This is a genomic window from Marinomonas rhizomae (assembly GCF_003315485.1).
Classification (GTDB): Bacteria; Pseudomonadota; Gammaproteobacteria; order Pseudomonadales; family Marinomonadaceae; genus Marinomonas; species Marinomonas rhizomae.
In genome coordinates this window covers 238616-256103 of the sequence record NZ_QNSE01000007.1, presented here as the reverse complement: position 1 = coordinate 256103, position 17488 = coordinate 238616, and the positions used below count along the sequence as shown (strand labels likewise).

Annotated in this window: 18 protein-coding genes; 17 read left to right on the top strand and 1 reads right to left on the bottom strand. The window is 43.2% G+C overall.

The window, feature by feature from the left end; translation table 11 throughout:
* The first annotated feature begins 194 nt into the window (after positions 1–194).
* From DFP80_RS10855 to DFP80_RS10825, 7 genes are all read left to right on the top strand, one after another.
* Complete coding sequence (locus DFP80_RS10855; protein WP_113916819.1) at positions 195–1490, top strand: glycosyltransferase; 1296 nt, start codon at positions 195–197, stop codon at positions 1488–1490.
* Positions 1491–1554: 64 nt separating this feature from the next.
* Positions 1555–2421 carry an EpsG family protein gene (locus DFP80_RS10850; RefSeq protein WP_158601386.1) on the top strand — a complete coding sequence of 289 codons (867 nt, stop codon included), beginning with the start codon at positions 1555–1557 and terminating at the stop codon, positions 2419–2421.
* Positions 2418–3173: a glycosyltransferase family 2 protein gene (locus tag DFP80_RS10845; RefSeq protein WP_113916817.1), complete on the top strand. Its 756-nt coding sequence runs from the start codon at positions 2418–2420 to the stop codon at positions 3171–3173. The genes DFP80_RS10850 and DFP80_RS10845 overlap by 4 nt, the downstream gene beginning before the upstream one ends.
* 84 nt (positions 3174–3257) lie before the next feature.
* On the top strand, positions 3258–4208 hold the full coding sequence (locus tag DFP80_RS10840) for a UDP-glucose 4-epimerase family protein (RefSeq protein WP_241560328.1): 951 nt from the start codon (positions 3258–3260) through the stop codon (positions 4206–4208).
* A gap of 16 nt (positions 4209–4224) precedes the next feature.
* Positions 4225–4776, top strand: coding sequence for a sugar transferase (locus DFP80_RS10835; RefSeq protein WP_113916816.1), 552 nt, complete (start codon positions 4225–4227; stop codon positions 4774–4776).
* 994 nt (positions 4777–5770) lie between these two features.
* A complete protein-coding gene (locus DFP80_RS10830; RefSeq protein WP_113916815.1) occupies positions 5771–7747 on the top strand; it encodes a polysaccharide biosynthesis protein in 1977 nt (658 codons plus the stop codon).
* A 952-nt stretch (positions 7748–8699) separates the two neighbouring features.
* Positions 8700–9188, top strand: a complete 489-nt coding sequence (locus tag DFP80_RS10825) for an REP-associated tyrosine transposase (protein ID WP_113916814.1) — start codon at positions 8700–8702, stop codon at positions 9186–9188.
* Between the two features lie 91 nt (positions 9189–9279).
* Here DFP80_RS10825 and DFP80_RS10820 read toward each other — a convergent pair whose 3' ends face one another.
* Entirely contained in the window at positions 9280–10296 is a 1017-nt protein-coding gene (locus DFP80_RS10820) for a T6SS phospholipase effector Tle1-like catalytic domain-containing protein (protein ID WP_158601387.1), read from the bottom strand.
* Positions 10297–10503: 207 nt separating this feature from the next.
* On the opposite strand from DFP80_RS10820, the gene DFP80_RS10815 reads away from it, so the two are divergent.
* The 10 genes from DFP80_RS10815 to DFP80_RS10770 all read left to right on the top strand — a co-directional run bounded on the left by DFP80_RS10815 (position 10504) and on the right by DFP80_RS10770 (position 17487).
* A complete protein-coding gene (locus DFP80_RS10815; RefSeq protein WP_113916812.1) occupies positions 10504–10806 on the top strand; it encodes a nucleotidyltransferase domain-containing protein in 303 nt (100 codons plus the stop codon).
* Positions 10803–11264, top strand: coding sequence for a hypothetical protein (locus tag DFP80_RS10810; protein WP_113916811.1), 462 nt, complete (start codon positions 10803–10805; stop codon positions 11262–11264). Before DFP80_RS10815 ends, DFP80_RS10810 begins: the two co-directional genes overlap by 4 nt.
* A gap of 131 nt (positions 11265–11395) precedes the next feature.
* The gene (galE, locus tag DFP80_RS10805) at positions 11396–12409 is read left to right on the top strand and encodes a UDP-glucose 4-epimerase GalE (protein ID WP_113916810.1); all 1014 of its coding nucleotides are present in this window, start codon (positions 11396–11398) and stop codon (positions 12407–12409) included.
* A 76-nt stretch (positions 12410–12485) separates the two neighbouring features.
* Positions 12486–12809: a nucleotidyltransferase domain-containing protein gene (locus DFP80_RS10800; RefSeq protein WP_113916809.1), complete on the top strand. Its 324-nt coding sequence runs from the start codon at positions 12486–12488 to the stop codon at positions 12807–12809.
* Positions 12790–13188, top strand: a complete 399-nt coding sequence (locus tag DFP80_RS10795; protein ID WP_113916808.1) for an HI0074 family nucleotidyltransferase substrate-binding subunit — start codon at positions 12790–12792, stop codon at positions 13186–13188. Before DFP80_RS10800 ends, DFP80_RS10795 begins: the two co-directional genes overlap by 20 nt.
* Positions 13189–13289: 101 nt before the next feature.
* On the top strand, positions 13290–13541 hold the full coding sequence (locus DFP80_RS10790) for a helix-turn-helix domain-containing protein (protein WP_113916807.1): 252 nt from the start codon (positions 13290–13292) through the stop codon (positions 13539–13541).
* Complete coding sequence (locus tag DFP80_RS10785) at positions 13534–14691, top strand: type II toxin-antitoxin system HipA family toxin (RefSeq protein WP_220150920.1); 1158 nt, start codon at positions 13534–13536, stop codon at positions 14689–14691. The genes DFP80_RS10790 and DFP80_RS10785 overlap by 8 nt, the downstream gene beginning before the upstream one ends.
* A gap of 291 nt (positions 14692–14982) precedes the next feature.
* On the top strand, positions 14983–15426 hold the full coding sequence (locus DFP80_RS10780; protein ID WP_113916805.1) for a nucleotidyltransferase substrate binding protein: 444 nt from the start codon (positions 14983–14985) through the stop codon (positions 15424–15426).
* Complete coding sequence (locus DFP80_RS10775; RefSeq protein WP_113916804.1) at positions 15419–15727, top strand: nucleotidyltransferase domain-containing protein; 309 nt, start codon at positions 15419–15421, stop codon at positions 15725–15727. Before DFP80_RS10780 ends, DFP80_RS10775 begins: the two co-directional genes overlap by 8 nt.
* Positions 15728–16089: 362 nt before the next feature.
* A complete protein-coding gene (locus DFP80_RS10770; RefSeq protein WP_113916863.1) occupies positions 16090–17487 on the top strand; it encodes a mannose-1-phosphate guanylyltransferase/mannose-6-phosphate isomerase in 1398 nt (465 codons plus the stop codon).
* Position 17488: the final 1 nt, after the last annotated feature.

Genomic DNA, 17488 nt, shown 5'->3' with positions numbered 1-17488 from the left:
ATCGCCATTGATAACTATACGTGGCGAAACAGAATAGTCTGATCTAATTAGTGCTGGAGTTATTTTTTAATTCCACCATTCTTTGTTGGATTATATGAAAAAAGTTAGAGCTATAATTAACTCAATTATTTATTGTTCTATTATGAAAATGAAAAAGCATCTGAAAAGATTGCATTTATACTGAGTCCTGAATTATGAAAAACAAAATAATTATAGTTGGAGGTCTGGTGGACTTTCAGAAAAGTGGTAACCAAAGTATAAAACAGACAGTTAAGGGTTTTTTAGAAGAGTACGATGTCTGTTTTTTAAGTGCATTGCCTAAAAATAAAAAAGGCCTTGATAAGGAATTTTTAAAAAATCATAGTGATTTAACTGTTTATAGATTGCCACGATTTCTTGGCTTTTTCTTTTTTTTATTCGGAAGAATCTACAAAGCGAATCGTAAAAAAAATAAGGCTGGAGTAAAAACTATTTCCAGTGAATTACCACAATTTGAGGAAACGGTTGATTATTTTGATACAGTAAGTAGTGAAAGTATGAAAAAATATCGTTTTTTTCAGTTAATTTATGTGTTATTCGAGTCTATCAGGTTGATTGTTTTGTGTTCCTTGAGAAGACCTTTATTTTTATATGGTGTGGAAACATATGGTGGACTTGCCGCTAGTGTGGTTGGGCGATTATTAGGAATTCAAGTTATTAAGAGATTCCAAGGTACTCCTTTGGTGGTGACAAATCAAGGTATTCATAATCAAGAGTCTCTTTATTCATTTATATCTGTTTATAAAAAAAATAAAGAGAGGGATCTTGTTGTTATGGCAAATGATGGTACTAAAGGGGATCAGGTTTTGAGTTTTCTTGGTATAGATATATCCCGTACTTTCTTTCCTGTGAATGGGTTTACAATGGAGAATTTAAATCATGTTCATACCAAGTCTTTAGGGCCTGGGAAGCATGTAGTAATGTTAAGTAAGTTGAAGGTCTGGAAAAGGGTAGATCGTGGCCTGAGAGCCTTAGCTTCTTTACTTGAACTAGATAATGACATTACACTTCATATTATAGGTGATGGAGAAATGAGAGAGCAACTAATAAGTTTAGCTTCGAAATTAAATATAGAGAGTAAAGTTAATTTCTATGGGGCGATTAGTAATAAGAATGCCCTTGAGCTGTTAGCCTCATGTGATTTATTTTGGAGTTTTTATGATATTACTAACCTTGGAAATCCAATTCTTGAAGCTGCGTATTTTGAACGGCCAATTCAAACCCTTTACGAAAGCTCTATGGCGAAATTAGTTCCCAAGGAGTGTATGTATTCTCTTGATGATTTTGACACAATTGTTTCTGATGCTTTTATGATCCTGAACGATGACAAGAAAAGGTTGTGTCATATTGAAAGTTCAAAAAACCTAAAAAGTAAAATAATTACATGGCCAGAACGCATGAGTGAAGAAATCCAATGGATCAAATCGAAAATAGTTATTAAGGAAATATAAACCAATGTTGGTTGTAAGGTGTTTTTTTATACCTCTTTGTCTTATAGCTATAAGCTTTACTCTTATGAATCTATTAGGACCTAACGGAGTTGATTGGCCTGCCTACAGCACTGTGGGAATAAATTTCGATAGGTTTTATTTCTACAGGGAGCCTGTAGGTTGGGGTTTTATATTATTATTAAGAGACTACGGTCATATCTATCTCTCAGGACTCTTGTTATCTTTTTTATCTCTAAGTGCCTTCTGCTTCTCTTATGAAATAAGCCGCTCCGCAACTCTATCATTTTTATTGGTGATAATGCTTATGGGGTCGAGTTTGTTTCTATTGCTTTCAGTGAATGGGATGCGTCAAGGTCTGGCGCTCGTATTTATTATGTTGAAATTTTGGGCGTATTGTAAAAAAAATAAGTATGCTATTTTTTTATTTTATATACTTGCTATTTTAAGTCATAATTCAGCAGCAATTTTTGGTATTTTTTTTGCTTTTTATTTTTTTAGTTTTGTTTGGTTTCGGTATTTTATTTTAGTTTTTTATTTTTTTTCTAGTAGTCTTATAATAGAGGTTGCATCTAAAAATTCAAACCCTACTGTAAATAATAATACTTTTATTTTTTTTATGGCTTCTATTTTTGTGCTTGTTTTTTCTTTGTTTCCTAGGGGGGCTCTGCATAAGCGTGAGCTTAACTTTTTAAGCTTTTCAGTGTTTTTTCTTGCGAGTTCTTTTATGTGGTCATCTTCAGTTTACGAAAGGTTGATATATTATACTTTGCCAATAGCTATTGTTTTAAGTGGTAGTAAAATTATAGTTTATAAACCAAAAATGATTCGTTATATTTCCCTTTTTTTTGCTATATTAATAGTTTGGACTTACTCCATATCGCATCCATCAGTCATAAAGAATTTTTTATACGCAGGAGGTAATTTACATTGATTACAATTATCACTCCATTTTTTAACAGTAAGGAAACGTTTAATAGAACTTTTCTATCTGTTATCTCACAGAGTTATTCCGATTTTAAGTGGTTAATAGTGGACGATGGATCGAATAGTGATCAACATCAATGGCTGTTGAAACTTACGAGTCTGGATCCGAGAGTTGAAGTTATGAAAAATCAATGTGGTAAAGGGGCTGGAGGAGCAAGGAATACTGGACTAAAAGGCTGTAAAACTTCTTTTGTGACTTTTATAGATAGTGATGATACATGGGACAAGGATTTTTTAAATACTGTTGTTTCAGGTTTAGAGGCAGGATTTCCTGCTATCACAACAGGGTATAGACGGATGGATGAAAACGCCGCTTCCCGTGGAGAATTTCTTCCAAAACGCGTTGTGTATTTAGAGCAAATTGGTAGAGGATGTGACGTTTCTTGTTTATCGACAGCGTACAATTTGGATTATTGTAACGAATTACCCCTTTTCGGTGAGGTGAAAGCGCGAAACGATTTATATTTTGTTTTTAATTTCTTACGCCAAAATAATTACGTTGTACCAGTTCCAATAATATTGGCGACTTACTATGTTGGTCAGTCTTCCATATCATCTAATAAATTTAGATTAGTCAAATATATGTATCAATACTCAAGAAGCTTGGGTTTTGGGCCGTTTAGATCATGCTTTGAAGTTTTAATTTGGGCAATCTATGGTGTTAAAAAATATTGGCGGCGCTATTGGCCACTGAAATAGCTGATTGTATTTTTTTGTACTTTAGTTCTTACACATTATTATTTTTAATAAAAAGTGTAGAAACAACAAAAGGGGTTAGTTTTGGTGTCTATATCTAAAGATAGAGTGGTTTTATTGACGGGAGCTTCAGGCTTTGTTGGTTCAGTTTTATTATCCGCTTTACCGGCTAGTAGGATAAGTCTTTTCGGGCGAAGAGATTTGGGCATCCCTGATGCTCACTTTGTTAGGGGGGAAATACAACCAGACACTCAGTATTTAGGGGCGTTTAATAATGTAGATGTGGTTATCCACCTCGCCGCTCGCGTCCACATAATGAATGACTCTTCTTCTGATCCGCTTGCTGAGTTTCGAGCTGTCAATACAGAAGGTACGTTAAACCTTGCTCGCCAGGCCGCCGAGGCGGGTGTGAAACGCTTCATTTTTTTAAGTTCGATCAAGGTCAATGGTGAATCTACTTCACATTGTGCGGCATTTAATGCTTTTGATCAGCGTTTACCTGAAGACCCTTATGCTATATCTAAGTCCGAAGCCGAAGAACAGTTATTGGCGTTAGGCAAAGAGACAGGCATGGAGATCGTGATTATTCGCCCACCACTTGTTTACGGTGAAGGTGTAAAAGCCAATTTTGCCTCTTTGATGAAACTGGTTGGTAGAGGTTTCCCATTGCCGTTTCGTGCGATTAATCAGAATAAACGCAGTTTAGTTTCTGTGTATAACTTGGTGGATTTGATTAAGGTCTGTATTGATCACCCTAAAGCGGCGAATCAAGTGTTTTTAGTGTCAGATGATAATGATTTATCTACTGCTCAAATGGTCGCTCTGATGGCTAAAGTGCAAGGTAAAGTAAACTTGTCACTGCCTGTGCCTGTATGTTGTTTTAAACTGGCGGGTAAACTGTTTAAGAAAGATGATGTGGTAGATCGTTTGGTTGGGTCTTTGCAATTAGATATTGAGCATACGAAAAATACGTTAGACTGGGTTCCGCCTTATTCTGTTGAACATGGTTTTGCCTTGGCAGCGAAGAAAAAAGATTAAAAATTGGATAAAGTGAATGATTAGATTATTGGATTTGGTGTTTTCTCTGTTGGGCTTGGTGTGTGGCTCTCCTGTGTTGCTGGTGATTTATCTGGTTGGCTTATTTGATACGGGTTCACCTCTTTTCCGTCAAGAGCGCGTAGGGCGTAATAAAAAGCCCTTTGTGTTGGTTAAGTTTCGTACCATGCCGGTGGATACGGCTTCCGTGGCGAGTCATTTGGCGTCTACGGCTTCCATTACTAAGCTAGGTGGCTTTTTACGCCGTACCAAGCTAGATGAATTGCCGCAGCTTTGGAATGTTCTAAAAGGCGAAATGAGTTTAGTTGGCCCGCGTCCTGGTTTGTTTAATCAAACTGAGTTGACCCAAGCGCGTGATGCAAAAGGTGTGTTTGCTGTGCGTCCTGGTATTACTGGGTTGGCACAAATTTCGGACATTGATATGTCGACGCCTGAGCTGCTGGCGGAGACGGATGCGAAGATGATTCGAGATATGTCTTTGAAACACTACTTTGTTTATATCATCAAGACGGTAACGGGTAGCGGTTCTGGGGATAGAGTTAAGGGATAGTCATGATTTTCGCAAACCTTACATGCATATTGTTTGCAAAATTGGTGTAAAATGTTTTTACTTAGGTTTGTTGTGGGTTTTGCGTCAGATTATGCTTCGTTGCTCGGCTTGTTTTCATTGCCGGATAACGCCTCGGCTCGTTTTCGTTGCCGGATAACGCCTCGGCTCGTTTTCGTTGCCGGATAACGCCTCGTGCCTCGGCTCATCCGGCCTACGAGTGGTTGGGGGGGGCGCCGGATTACATCTTCGTGCCTCGGCCCATCAGGCCTACGGGTGGTTGGGGATTCGCCGGATAACGCCTCGTACCTCGATTCATCCGGCCTACGAGTGGTTGGGGATTCGCCGGATAACGCCTCGTGGCTCGGCTCATCCGGCCTACGGGTGGTTGGGGGGCGCCGGATTACATCTTCGTGCCTCGGCCCATCAGGCCTACGGGTGGTTGGGGATTCGCCGGATTACATCTTCGTGGCTCGGCTCATCCGGCCTACGGGTGGTTGGGGATTCGCCGGATTACATTTTCGTGCCTCGGCTCATCAGGCCTACGGGTGGTTGGGGATTCGCCGGATTACATCTTCGTGCCTCGGCTCATCCGGCCTACGAGTGGTTGGGGGGGGCGCCGGATAACGCCTCGTGCCTCGGCTCATCCGGCCTACGGGTGGTTGGGGGGCGCCGGATTACATCTTCGTGCCTCGGCCCATCAGGCCTACGGGTGGTTGGGGATTCGCCGGATTACATCTTCGTACCTCGGTTCATCCGGCCTACGGGTGGTTGGGGGGCGCCGGATTACATCTTCGTGCCTCGGCCCATCAGGCCTACGAGTGGTTGGGGATTCGCCGGATAACGCCTCGTGCCTCGATTTATCCGGCCTACGGGTGGTTGGGGATTCGCCGGATTACATCTTCGTTCCTCGGCCCATCTGGCCTACGGGGAGTGTTTTTTTAATGGATAGTTACATTACATGATGTTTGGTTTTAGTACATACAGGGTGTATAAGATGGTAAAAAAATTGGATTTTCTTTGGTCTCTCCCTCGTTTTTATAAGCGCCTTATTAGTTTGGCGGTTGATTCTGTTTTTGTATATTTAGCATTTGTTTTTGCCTACTGGGCTCGTTTGGGTGAGTTTAGTGCTTTTCAGGGGCATTCTGTTTGGCTTGTAGTGGCGGGTACTATTGCCGTTACTTTGTTGGTCAATGTTAAGCTTGGTTTATATCGGGCGATTCTGCGTTATTTAACTTTTCATGCTTTTAGTGCCATTTTAGTCGGTGCCGCTATTTCGGCATTGAGTATTACGTCTCTTGCGTATTTCTTTGAAGCCAATATTCCCCGTACTGTGCCGATTATTTATTTTCCTTTTTTGGTTATGTTGTGTGGTGGTTCTCGGGTTTTGATTCGCGGTTTATTGACTCAGGCGCCACAAAAAGGTTCTGAATCTGTATTGGTTTTTGGTGCTGGGTCTACTGGTCGTCAGCTTACTTTGGCGCTACGTCAGGCATCTAGTTATCGTGTGAAGGGTTTTATCGATCGTGATGAGTCTTTGGCCAATACGATTATTCAGGGTGTGCCTGTTTATAATGTCGATAAAGTCGATGATTTAATTGAGAAATATGACATTGAAAAGGTGTTGTTAGCTATTCCTAAGGCGAGTCGCTCTGAACGTAAAGAGGTTATTGAGCAGCTCATGCCTTATCCGGTAGAAGTGCTTACTGTGCCAGACTTTAACGACATAGTAACGGGCAAGGCTAAGGTAAGCGAGCTACAAGATGTGGCTGTCGATGATTTGCTAGGTCGTGATGTGGTAGAACCTGTTGCGCCGTTAATGCAGGCGAATATCTCTGGCAAAGTAGTCATGGTGACTGGGGCTGGCGGTTCGATAGGTTCGGAGTTATGTCGTCAGATTATAGCGCAGCAGCCTAGTACCTTGATTGTATTTGATGTGTCTGAATACGCTGTGTATCAGATCGATAAAGAGCTTAATGAGATTCTTGAACAAGAGTCTTTTAATGTCAAAATTGTGCCTTTGATTGGCTCTGTGCAGCGTATTAATCGCTTAGCTTCTACCATGAAGGCATTTGGGGTTAATACGGTTTACCACGCGGCGGCTTATAAACACGTGCCATTGGTTGAATACAATGTGGTTGAAGGCGTACGTAATAATGCTTTTGGGACCTATTATTGCGCCAAAGCAGCGATTGAAAGTGGTGTGGAATCCTTCGTATTAATCTCTACAGATAAAGCCGTTCGACCAACGAATGTCATGGGCGCAACAAAGCGCATGGCGGAGCTGGGGCTGCAGGCCTTGGCTGAAGCTGAAGCGAAAAAAGCGGCTAAGCAAGAAAAATTCACCCGTTTCTGTATGGTACGTTTTGGTAATGTGCTTGGCTCTTCTGGTTCGGTTATTCCTGTCTTTAAAAAACAAATTCTGGAAAACCAGCCTATTACGGTGACACACCCAGATATTATTCGTTATTTCATGACTATTCCAGAAGCCGCTCAGTTGGTGATTCAAGCAGGCGCTATGGGCAAGGGTGGGGATGTGTTTGTATTGGATATGGGGGAGCCGGTTAAGATTGTTGATTTGGCAAAAAATCTGATTCGTTTGTCTGGTTTGGAAGTGAAGTCCGATGCTAACCCAAATGGTGATATTGAAATCCAGTTTACTGGGTTGCGTCCTGGCGAGAAGCTTTTTGAAGAGTTGTTGATTGGCGATAATGTAAAACAAACTCAGCATAAACGTATTATGACCGCCAATGAGCGGTTTTTATCCTTACCTGATTTCGTTCAAACCATGGAGCAATTGGATAAAGCTTGCCATGATTTTGACCATGAAAAAGTGCGTGAGATCTTGATTACTGCTCCAACCGATTTCCAGCCAACCGATGGTATTGGCGATTTGGTTTGGAATGCGAAAAAAGCGTTAGATCAGCAAGTTGAAGATTCAAATGTTGTGCCGATGAAAAAACAAGTTTTGTAGCCTTGTAGGCCGGATGAGGGAGGTACGACCGTTATCCGGCGTTGGGTTGTGTGTATATGGTTTTGTGTCGGATAACGCCTCGAGGTTTTCTCCATCTTCATTGTCGCTATTGTTTTCAGATAAGCATCTTCGTTCCTCGATTCATCCTTTATCGCCGGATAACGTCTTCGTTGCTTGATTCATCCTTTATCGCCGCTATTGTTTTCAGATAAGCGCCTCGTGCCTCGTCTCATCCGGCCTACGGGTGGGCTGTCGTGGTTTGGTGTGATTTATGGTTGTGTGCCGGATAACGCCTCGAGGTTTTCTCCATCTTCATTGTCGCTATTGTTTTCAGATAAGCGCCTCGTGCCTCGTCTCATCCGGCCTACGGGTGGTTGGGGATTCGCCGGATAACGCCTCGTTCCTCGTCTCATCCGGCCTACGGGTGGGCTGTCGTGGTTTTGTGTGATTTATGGTTGTGTGCCGGATAACGCCTCGTGCCTCGGTTTATGCGGTTACGGGTGGTTGGGGATTCGCCGGATAACGCCTCGTGCCTCGTCTCATCCGGCCTACGGGTGGTTGTCGTGGTTTGGTGTGATTTATGGTTGTGTGCCGGATAACGCCTCGTGCCTCGTCTCATCCGGCCTACGGGTGGTTGGGGATTCGCCGGATAACGCCTCGTGCCTCGTCTCATCCGGCCTACGGGTGGTTGGGGATTCGCCGGATAACGCCTCGTGCCTCGGTTTATGCGGTTACGGGTGGTTGGGGATTCGCCGGATAACGCCTCGTGCCTCGGCTCATCCGGCCTACGGGTGGTTGGGGATTCGCCGGATAACGCCTCGTTCCTCGGCTCATCCGGCCTACGGGTGGGCTGTCGTGGTTTGGTGTGATTTATGGTTTTGTAGGCCGGATGAGGGAGGTACGACCGTTATCCGGCGTTGAGGTAAAGATGCTTTTGGTTAGGAGGATAAGGATGTCCCGATATATTAGAAGTAAGCGTTTTGGTGGTACGTTTTTCTTTACGGTAACGTTGAAGGATCGTGGGTCTTGTGTGTTGGTTGAGCATATTGATCTTTTGCGTGAATGTGTTCGTAAGGTTAAATCCAAGCGCCCGTTTGAGATTGTTGCGTGGGTAGTTTTGCCTGATCATATGCACGTTATTTGGCGCTTGCCAGAAGGTGATAATGATTTCTCGCGTCGGTGGCAGTTAATTAAAATATTGTTTACCAAGATATTAAAAGAGAAAACCCGTTATAAATCGAGTGTTTGGCAAGAGCGTTTTTGGGAGCATGAGATCAGGTCCGATGATGATTTAAAAAATCATATTCATTATTGTTATTTGAATCCCGTTAAGCATGGTTACGTTTCATCAACACGTGATTGGCCATATTCGAGTTTTCATCGCGATGTTAAATTGGGGTTATTCGATATTGGTTGGAACGGGTTGCTACACACCGAATGATTTCATCGGCGCTTTTGTTTTCAGATAAGCGCCTTCGTTCCTAGGCTCATTCTTCATTGCCGGATAACGGTCGTGCCTCATATCATCCGGTCTACGGGTGGTTGGGGGAGTGCCAGAGTATTGCAGGTGTTGGGCAGTGTGCAATAGGGAAGTAGCCAACGCAGCTTTGAATGCGCTGGGTGACGCTTTTGTGCCATTTAGGGGTTAGTAATATATTGGGCTGGTTGTTTTCTAAAACGCAGCAATGCCGTGGTGCGAGTGTTAGGTGGCGCCAGGTGTCTAAACGACGATCTTGGTAGTGTATTTTTCCTAAGTGGTTCGGCGCGATGGTAAGGAGCGGCTGCCAATGGGGAGGTTGAACTTTTGCGAGTCGCGTTATTTGGTAACAGTGTTGTTCGGTTTGCTGCTCAATCCAGTCGATTAAAATACGTAAAACCATGTCTCCTATCCCATCTTTGCGGTACCCACCGCCAATATCCGAATGTACACCTGGTAGCCAGATTTCAATTGCTCGATCGTCTTGGTTGATTAAGGTGGGTCGAAAGGCGAGGCGTTGTTCGTCCAGTGCGACAAAATGTAAGGCTCGCTGAACCCCTTCCGGTAATGTGTTCCCGTGTTCAAATACTACTTCTGTGCTCGGGCGTTTTGTTGAGTCTAGGTTCGGTAAACCAATAGAGGCGACAGTATCGATAACGGTTTCTATGATAATGGGTCGGTCAATGTGTGGGGTGATGAGTGCGGCGAAGCGCCTTGCTAAGGCGGCCCCTCGACTAAAGCCAATTAAGACGATCTGTTTGATGGATTGGTTGTAGTGGCGTTTGAAGTCGTTTAATGCTCGGTTTAGGATGTTGGCTACATGGCCGGATTCGATAGCGAAGGCTGCGTTGACTTTTTGTTCTAGCCAGCTGCCATAGGTGCCTATACCTGCGTAGTAAAAGCTGCGATGAGGTGAATGTGTGGGTGTGCTGTTTATGTGATTTTGTATGCGTCCACCTAGTAATAAATGGGATTTTAGTACGTTAGTGATACTGGAAAGGCTGTGCACTGGTGCGTAGGCATCGTTTGGGCTATTGTCTGTGCCATCGAAATGAAAGAATAACATCGACATATCGTGTCTCCTTGTTGTTTTATTGGCTCTCTTCCTGAGGGCTGCAGTTAGAATAACATGGTTTTTATTGTGTTTTGTAGGGAGAGTGTTTTTTTGATTCGCCGGATAACGCCTCGTGCCTCGGTTCATCCGGCCTACGTTGTTGGTTCATGCGGATTTGATGTTTTTTTACTATGATAGGGATGTTTTTTTATTTGGAGGGCGAGCGTGCGTCTAACTAAGCAGCAACTAGATGTCATTAAACAAGTGTTATTTAAGCATTTTGGCGAAGGTTCGGAGTTACGGCTTTTTGGCTCAAGAGCTGATGATAATGCGCGTGGCGGGGATATTGATTTGTATATAGAGCCTGACTTACATTCGGCTGATGACATAGTTGAGGCTAAACTAAATGCTTTGGTTGAACTTCATTTGCTGCTTGGTGATCAGAAAATTGATTTGGTGATTAATCGTAAGTCTGGAAGATTTTTGCCTATCTATAAAATCGCAAAAGAGAGTGGTATTCGCTTATGAATAAGGATGTATTTAAGGGGATCGTTGATATTTGCCAAACGCATGCAGAACGTTTGAATTGGTCTATGCAGCACTTGGCAGATAAACAACCCTACACCGCGGCTAGTTTGTCTGAACTTACGGAAATGGAACTTGCGGTATTTGATCAGTTTATCGTCCGGTTTTCAAAATTACAGGATGTGATGGGGGCAAAGTTATTGCCTGCAGTCATCGAGCTAACGCATGAAGAAGGTGAGCTTACTACATTTATTGATAAATTAAATCGGCTTGAAAAGATAGGCGCCCTGGATTCTGTTGAACAGTGGCTGAAGTTACGGGAAATGCGTAACCAATTTGCCCATGATTACCCCGATGATCCTGAAATACAATCGGCGTTATTGAATAAAGCGTTCGGTATGGCTGGTCAGTTGTTACGATGCCTAGAACATGTGGTTCTCTTTGCGGCTAAGTATCAATAGATATGTGTGTTTTCTCCGTGTTATTAGTTTTTTGTATGTAAGCGCCTCGTGCCTCGTGCCTCGGTTCATCCGGCCTACGAGTTTTTTTTGATTTAATGGATTTTTAATTTTTTTGGTTTATAGGGGGAAGGATGTTTGTTTTAGTAACGGGCGGTGCGGGTTACATTGGCTCACATACTTGTGTCGAGTTGATCAAGGCAGGCTTTGAACCGGTTATTATTGATAACCTTTCGAACAGTAAAGAGGTTGTTTTAGACCGTATTGAGACGATTTCTGGTAAGCGTCCCGTGTTTATGCAAGGCGATATTCGTGATTCGGCTTTTTTAAATAGTGTTTTCGAGAAGTATACCTTTGCCGCTGTGATTCATTTTGCTGGTTTGAAAGCGGTTGGCGAGTCTGTTCAAAAGCCTTTTTTGTATTATGAAAACAATGTTGCTGGGACTTTGAATCTTATTAAGGCTATGGAGTTGGCTGGACTCCGAAATTTGATTTTTAGCTCGTCTGCGACTGTTTATGGTATGCCTGAGACTGTTCCGATTCGTGAAGATTTTCCTACTTCAACGCAAAACCCATATGGGGCAAGTAAGTTGATGGTAGAAGGTATGTTGACCGATTTAGCCAAGGCCAATAGTGAGTGGAACATTGCTACTTTGCGTTACTTTAATCCGATCGGTGCTCATGAGTCTGGCTTGATTGGGGAAGATCCAAAAGGCATTCCGAATAATTTGTTGCCCTTTATCAGTCAAGTGGCTGTGGGTAAGTTGGCGTGTCTAAGTGTGTTTGGTGATGATTACGATACGCCAGATGGTACGGGTGTGCGTGATTATATTCATGTAGTGGATTTGGCTCGCGGCCATGTCTGTGCCTTGGAAAAGGTCCTTGCTCAGTCTGGTCATTTTGTTGTGAACCTTGGTACTGGCAATGGGTACTCTGTTCTTGAAATGGTCAAAGCCTTTGAAGTGGTCTCTAATAAATCTATTAGCTATAAGATTGTAGATCGACGCCCTGGCGATATTGCAACTTGTTATGCGGATCCTGAATTTGCTAAGAGGTTCCTTGGTTGGCAGGCGAAATTTGATCTTGCTCGTATGTGTGAGGATTCTTGGCGCTGGCAGTCGAACAACCCAAATGGGTTTGATGAATAAAAGTCAGACCACACCTTCGTTCCTTGATTCACCCGCCTTACGTGGGGCTAGAAACTTTATGTTGGGTTAATAATATATGAGTATTTCTAAGTTAAACCTTCCTGTAAATATCGCTGGGTATGGTTTTTGGCAGAAGCTGGCAGGGTTGCCTTTTGTGAAGGCTGTTTACTTATTTGGTTCAAGAGCACGTGGTGATGCAAGGCCTAAGTCGGATATTGATCTTGCGGTAAATTGCCCTGAGGCTTCTTTGAAGCAATGGCAGGAAGTTTTGGATATTGTAGAAGATGCCGATACGCTTTTAGCTATTAATGTAATTCGTTACGATCATCTAGGCGATAGCGTGTTTAGACATAAAATTGATCAAAGTAAGGTTGTCGTTTATGAAAGCAGAAACGCATGATGCAATGTCTTATTTCTCGAAGGCTTTGTTGCGCTTTGCTGAGGCGTTAGCAGAAGATGAATCCAATCCTTTAGCCATTGATGGGTCTATTCAGCGCTTTGAGTTTTGCTTTGAGCTGGGCTGGAAGTTGTTGAAGAAAATGTTGTTGGACATTGAGGGAATTGATGCGTTGTCGCCTAAGAAGTGTTTGCAATTTGCTTTTCAATTAGAGTGGATCGAAGATGAGCAAGCTTGGTTAAGCATGCTAAATGATAGAAACCTTATCTCACATACATATCGAGAAGAGTATGCGCGAGAGATTTACTCCCATTTACCGTTACATTTAAAAAGCATGCAACGTCTTCAGGAACGATTGATGGTCATTATCCAAGGCGCATAATATGGGGCCGTGGATGATATCATTTGGATGGTGTTGTATTTTTGTTTAATATATTGCGCATTTTGCTTTTCTATTATTGTATGTAAGGTATTTTAAACGAAATGAACTTTCAAGAGCTAGGGCAATTCGTTAAACACACACGTAAGGCGCAAGGCATTCGTCAGCAGCAGATGGCGGATGATTTGGGGTTGGCGCGTGCTACTTTAAGTGGTTTTGAAAGTGGTCGTGTTGCGGATATTGGTCTTCGTAAAGTGTTGAAGATGTTAGAGTATCTGCATTATGAAGTGACACCTCACGCGGTAAGCCGATTACCCACTTTTGAGTCTTTGTTAGCCGAGCGTGATGATGACTGAGTTAGAGGTTTGTGTTGGGGCTCAATCTGTTGCTTGCTTGTCGAAAGAGTCCGATGAGTTTTTACTGAACTACGTTTGTGACGATTCCCCCTCTTTTGTTTCTTTGACTATGCCTGTCCGCACTAAAAGTTATGTTTCTAATCGGCTTTTCCCTATTTTTGAAATGCATTTGCCAGAGGGCTATTTGCTGTCGGTGTTAAAAAAGCATTTTTCAAAACTGACGGCGACGGATGATTTTGGTTTGTTGGCTTTGCTGGCGGGGAAGGTGCAGGGCCGTTTGTCTTATGGGCCAATGTTGGGTGAAGATGAGTGTTTATCTTTGGATGAGGTGCTGCATTCTTCACAGCCGGATTTGTTTGCTCTGTTGGTGGGGCGTTTTGCTTTGTCTTCGCCTGTCAGTGGTGTGCAGCCTAAAGTGTTGGCGCTTTTAAAAGATAAAGCCATTTTGCGGATGGGTCATTATATTGTGAAGTCTTGGGGGGATGATTACCCTGATTTGGCGTTGAATGAATGGCTTTGTATGACGGTACTGAGCAAGGCGGGTCTTGATGTGCCTGAGTTTTATCTGTCGGACGATGAACGTTGTTTCGTGATGAAACGCTTTGATGTGACGGAGATTGGTTATTTAGGGTTTGAGGACTTTTGTGTTTTACAGGCCAGATCTCGTGATGATAAGTATGTAGGCAGCTACGAGCAGTTGGCGAAGAGTATTGCGATTTTTGTCAGCCCAAAATATCGCAATAAAGCGTTATTAGGTTACTTTAAGGCCATTGTGTTGAATCAATGGTTGCAAAATGGTGATGCGCATTTGAAGAATTTTGGTGTGTTGTACTCCTCTATTGAGGATATCCGTTTGGCGCCAATTTATGATGTGGTTTCAACAACGGCGTATATTTCACAAGATATCCAGGCATTAACCCTGTTGGGAAGTAAGCGTTGGCGTAGCATTGCGCATTTGGAAAGATTTGCTGTTGCACATTGTGAATTAACGCTTAAACAAGCCCGAAGCGCCATTGCGGAGTGTTTAGCAGGTATGGTTTGGCTGCAAGATGAGGTTAAATCATTGCAGAATCAGGCAACGGGTAAGAATTCTAGAAGTCGTTTGTTGGATCACTTTGCGGGGTTGGCAGAGAAGGCGTTGGGGTTGTAGGTTGCGCCTTCAGGCTGACTTCGAGTTGTTAGTTTTTTGTCGGTCGTGCTTTAGCGCGACAAGGTTTTGATTTGGTGTCATTAGTTTTTTGACGGCCTAAAGGCCGATCTACAGGTGATTGGGTGCGTTGATTTTCGTAGGGCATCATGAGCGTAGCGTAATGTGCCGTTTGGTGATGTTGGTTGGGAATGTGGGATCACGGCTTTTGCGTCAGATTACACCTCGTACCTCGTCTCATCTGACCTACGGGTGATTTGTTTTTTGGTTTTTTTATATTAAATAAGGTTTTTTATGAGTGTTGATATTCGTTGGCTGCAGCGTTTCGAACATTTTACACTGGCGCATGATCAATTGGCTGATGCTTTGCGTTTAATGGCTGAACGACCGCTGAGTAATCTTGAGAAGCAGGGTACTATTCAGGCGTTTGAGTTTACGTATGAGTTGGCTTGGAATGTGTTAAGGGATTACTTGGTTTGGCAGGGGATTGAGTCGGTTTCAGGATCACGAGACGCTATTCGTGAGTCGTTTAAGCGTGATCTTATTGCGGATGGTGGGGCTTGGCTGTCGATGTTGCAAGACCGTAACCGTACCGTTCACACTTATAATGAAGAAACGGCGAATCAAATACTCGGGCAGTTGCGGTTGGTTTATGCGGGGTTGTTTATGGCGTTTCGGTGTAAATTTCAGTCGTTAGCGGATGACACTCGTGGCTCAATGGAAAATGGCGATGTTTGACGTGGGAGGGTTGAGTCGCGCTGAATGTGACAGTATTAACGGTGTTTTTCAGTTATACCCTCAGATTAAGACGGTGATTTTGTATGGTTCTAGAGCGAAAGGTAACTTTCGTCCTAGTTCAGACATCGATTTAACGATTGTGGGCGATTTGGACTGGTCTACTTTCACAGAGGTTGAAAATGCCTTGGATGATTTGCTGTTGCCTTACAAAATTGATATGTCGATTTTTGACCATCTAGAAAACAGCAATTTGGTTGAACATATTGAGCGTGTTGGGCAGGTTTTTTATAGTCAGAAGTAACCGCTTTGCGCGTCACGGTTTTTTGTAGGTAAGCGCCTCGTTCCTCGGCTCATCTGGCCTACGAGGGGTTGTGTTCGGTTCATCCTTCATTGCCGGATAACGGTCGTGCCTCCCTCATCCGGCCTACGAGGGGTTGTGTTATCTGTGGCTCGGTTCATCCTTCATTGCCGGATAACGGTCGTGCCTCCCTCATCCGGCCTACGAGGGGTTGTGTTGCCTGTGGCTCGGCTAATTTGACCTACGGGTGATTTGGCGTGGTGTTGTTTTTGCTACGTTTGTCCTTTATTTCTCCATTCTTATATTTCTTGCTGTTGAGTTTTGGTAGACTTGCGGGATTATTTTTCCTATGCGAAGGGTCTGTTTTGAAAATTATTCCGGTTATTTTGGCTGGTGGTGTTGGCAGTCGTTTATGGCCGTTATCGCGCGAATTTTTTGCCAAACAGTGTTTGCCTTTGGTTGATAAAGAATACAGCTTGTTGCAGCAGACCATACTTCGCACTTTGTCTTTGGAAGTAGCTGATCCGATAGTGGTTTGTAATGAAGACCATCGTTTTTTGATCGCGCAACAATTGCAGTCTATTGGTGTTAAAAAATCCAGTATTATTTTGGAGCCTAAAGGTCGTAATACGGCGCCGGCTATTGCTCTGGCTGCGTTAGAAACAGTGCGAAGCCAGTCTGACGATGCGCTGATGTTGGTGTTGCCTGCGGATCATGTAATTCGTGATCTTGCCGCATTTGAAGCAACGATTAAGCAAGCGGTTGAACTGGCGAAAGACGATGCTTTGGTGACGTTTGGTGTGCAGCCAATGCGCCCAGAAACGGGTTATGGCTACATCCGTTCAGGCGAGAATTTCGCAGTCGCTGAGTTTGTAGAAAAGCCAAGTCTTGAAAAAGCTCAAGCTTATCTAGATTCTGGTGAATATCTATGGAACAGTGGTATGTTTTTGTTCCGCGCTAAAGCATTTTTGGGTGAGTTAGCGGCTCATCGAGATGATATTTATCAAGCGGTTAATCATGCTTATCAGCAACGTAGCGAAGACTTAGATTTTGTACGTATTGATGCAGAACTGTTTTCACAGTGCCCTGAGGAATCTATCGATTTTGCTGTGATGGAGCCAACCAAAAAGGCAAAAGTTGTGCCTTATGTGGGTGACTGGAGTGACATTGGTGCTTGGGATGCTTTATACGATTACGCTGATAAAGACGCTGACAATAATGTGCTGTTGGGCGATGTTATGGCTGAAGGCGCTAGTAATTGCTTTATTCGTTCTGAGTCGCGTTTAGTGGCTGCAGTAGGAGTAAGTGACCTTGTTATTGTTGAAACAGCCGATGCTGTTTTGGTGATGGATAAAAATAATTCACAAAATGTGAAGAAGATAGTTAAGCGTATTAAGACCGAAGGCCGTCAAGAGCACATGTATCACACCACAGTGCATCGCCCTTGGGGAAGTTACCAGACCGTTGATGTGGGGGAACGTCATCAAGTGAAACGCATCATGGTAAAACCAGGTGAGAAATTAAGTGTACAGATGCATCACCACAGAGCAGAGCATTGGGTGGTTGTGTCTGGTATGGCGAAGGTTCAAAATGGCGAACAGGAAATATTACTTGTTGAAAATGAATCGACCTATATCCCGATCGGTGTTATTCATTCGTTGGAAAATCCGGATGAAACTCTGTTGGAGCTGGTGGAAATTCAGTCTGGTAACTATTTAGGTGAAGACGATATTGTGCGTTTTAGTGATAAATATGGTCGTTGAA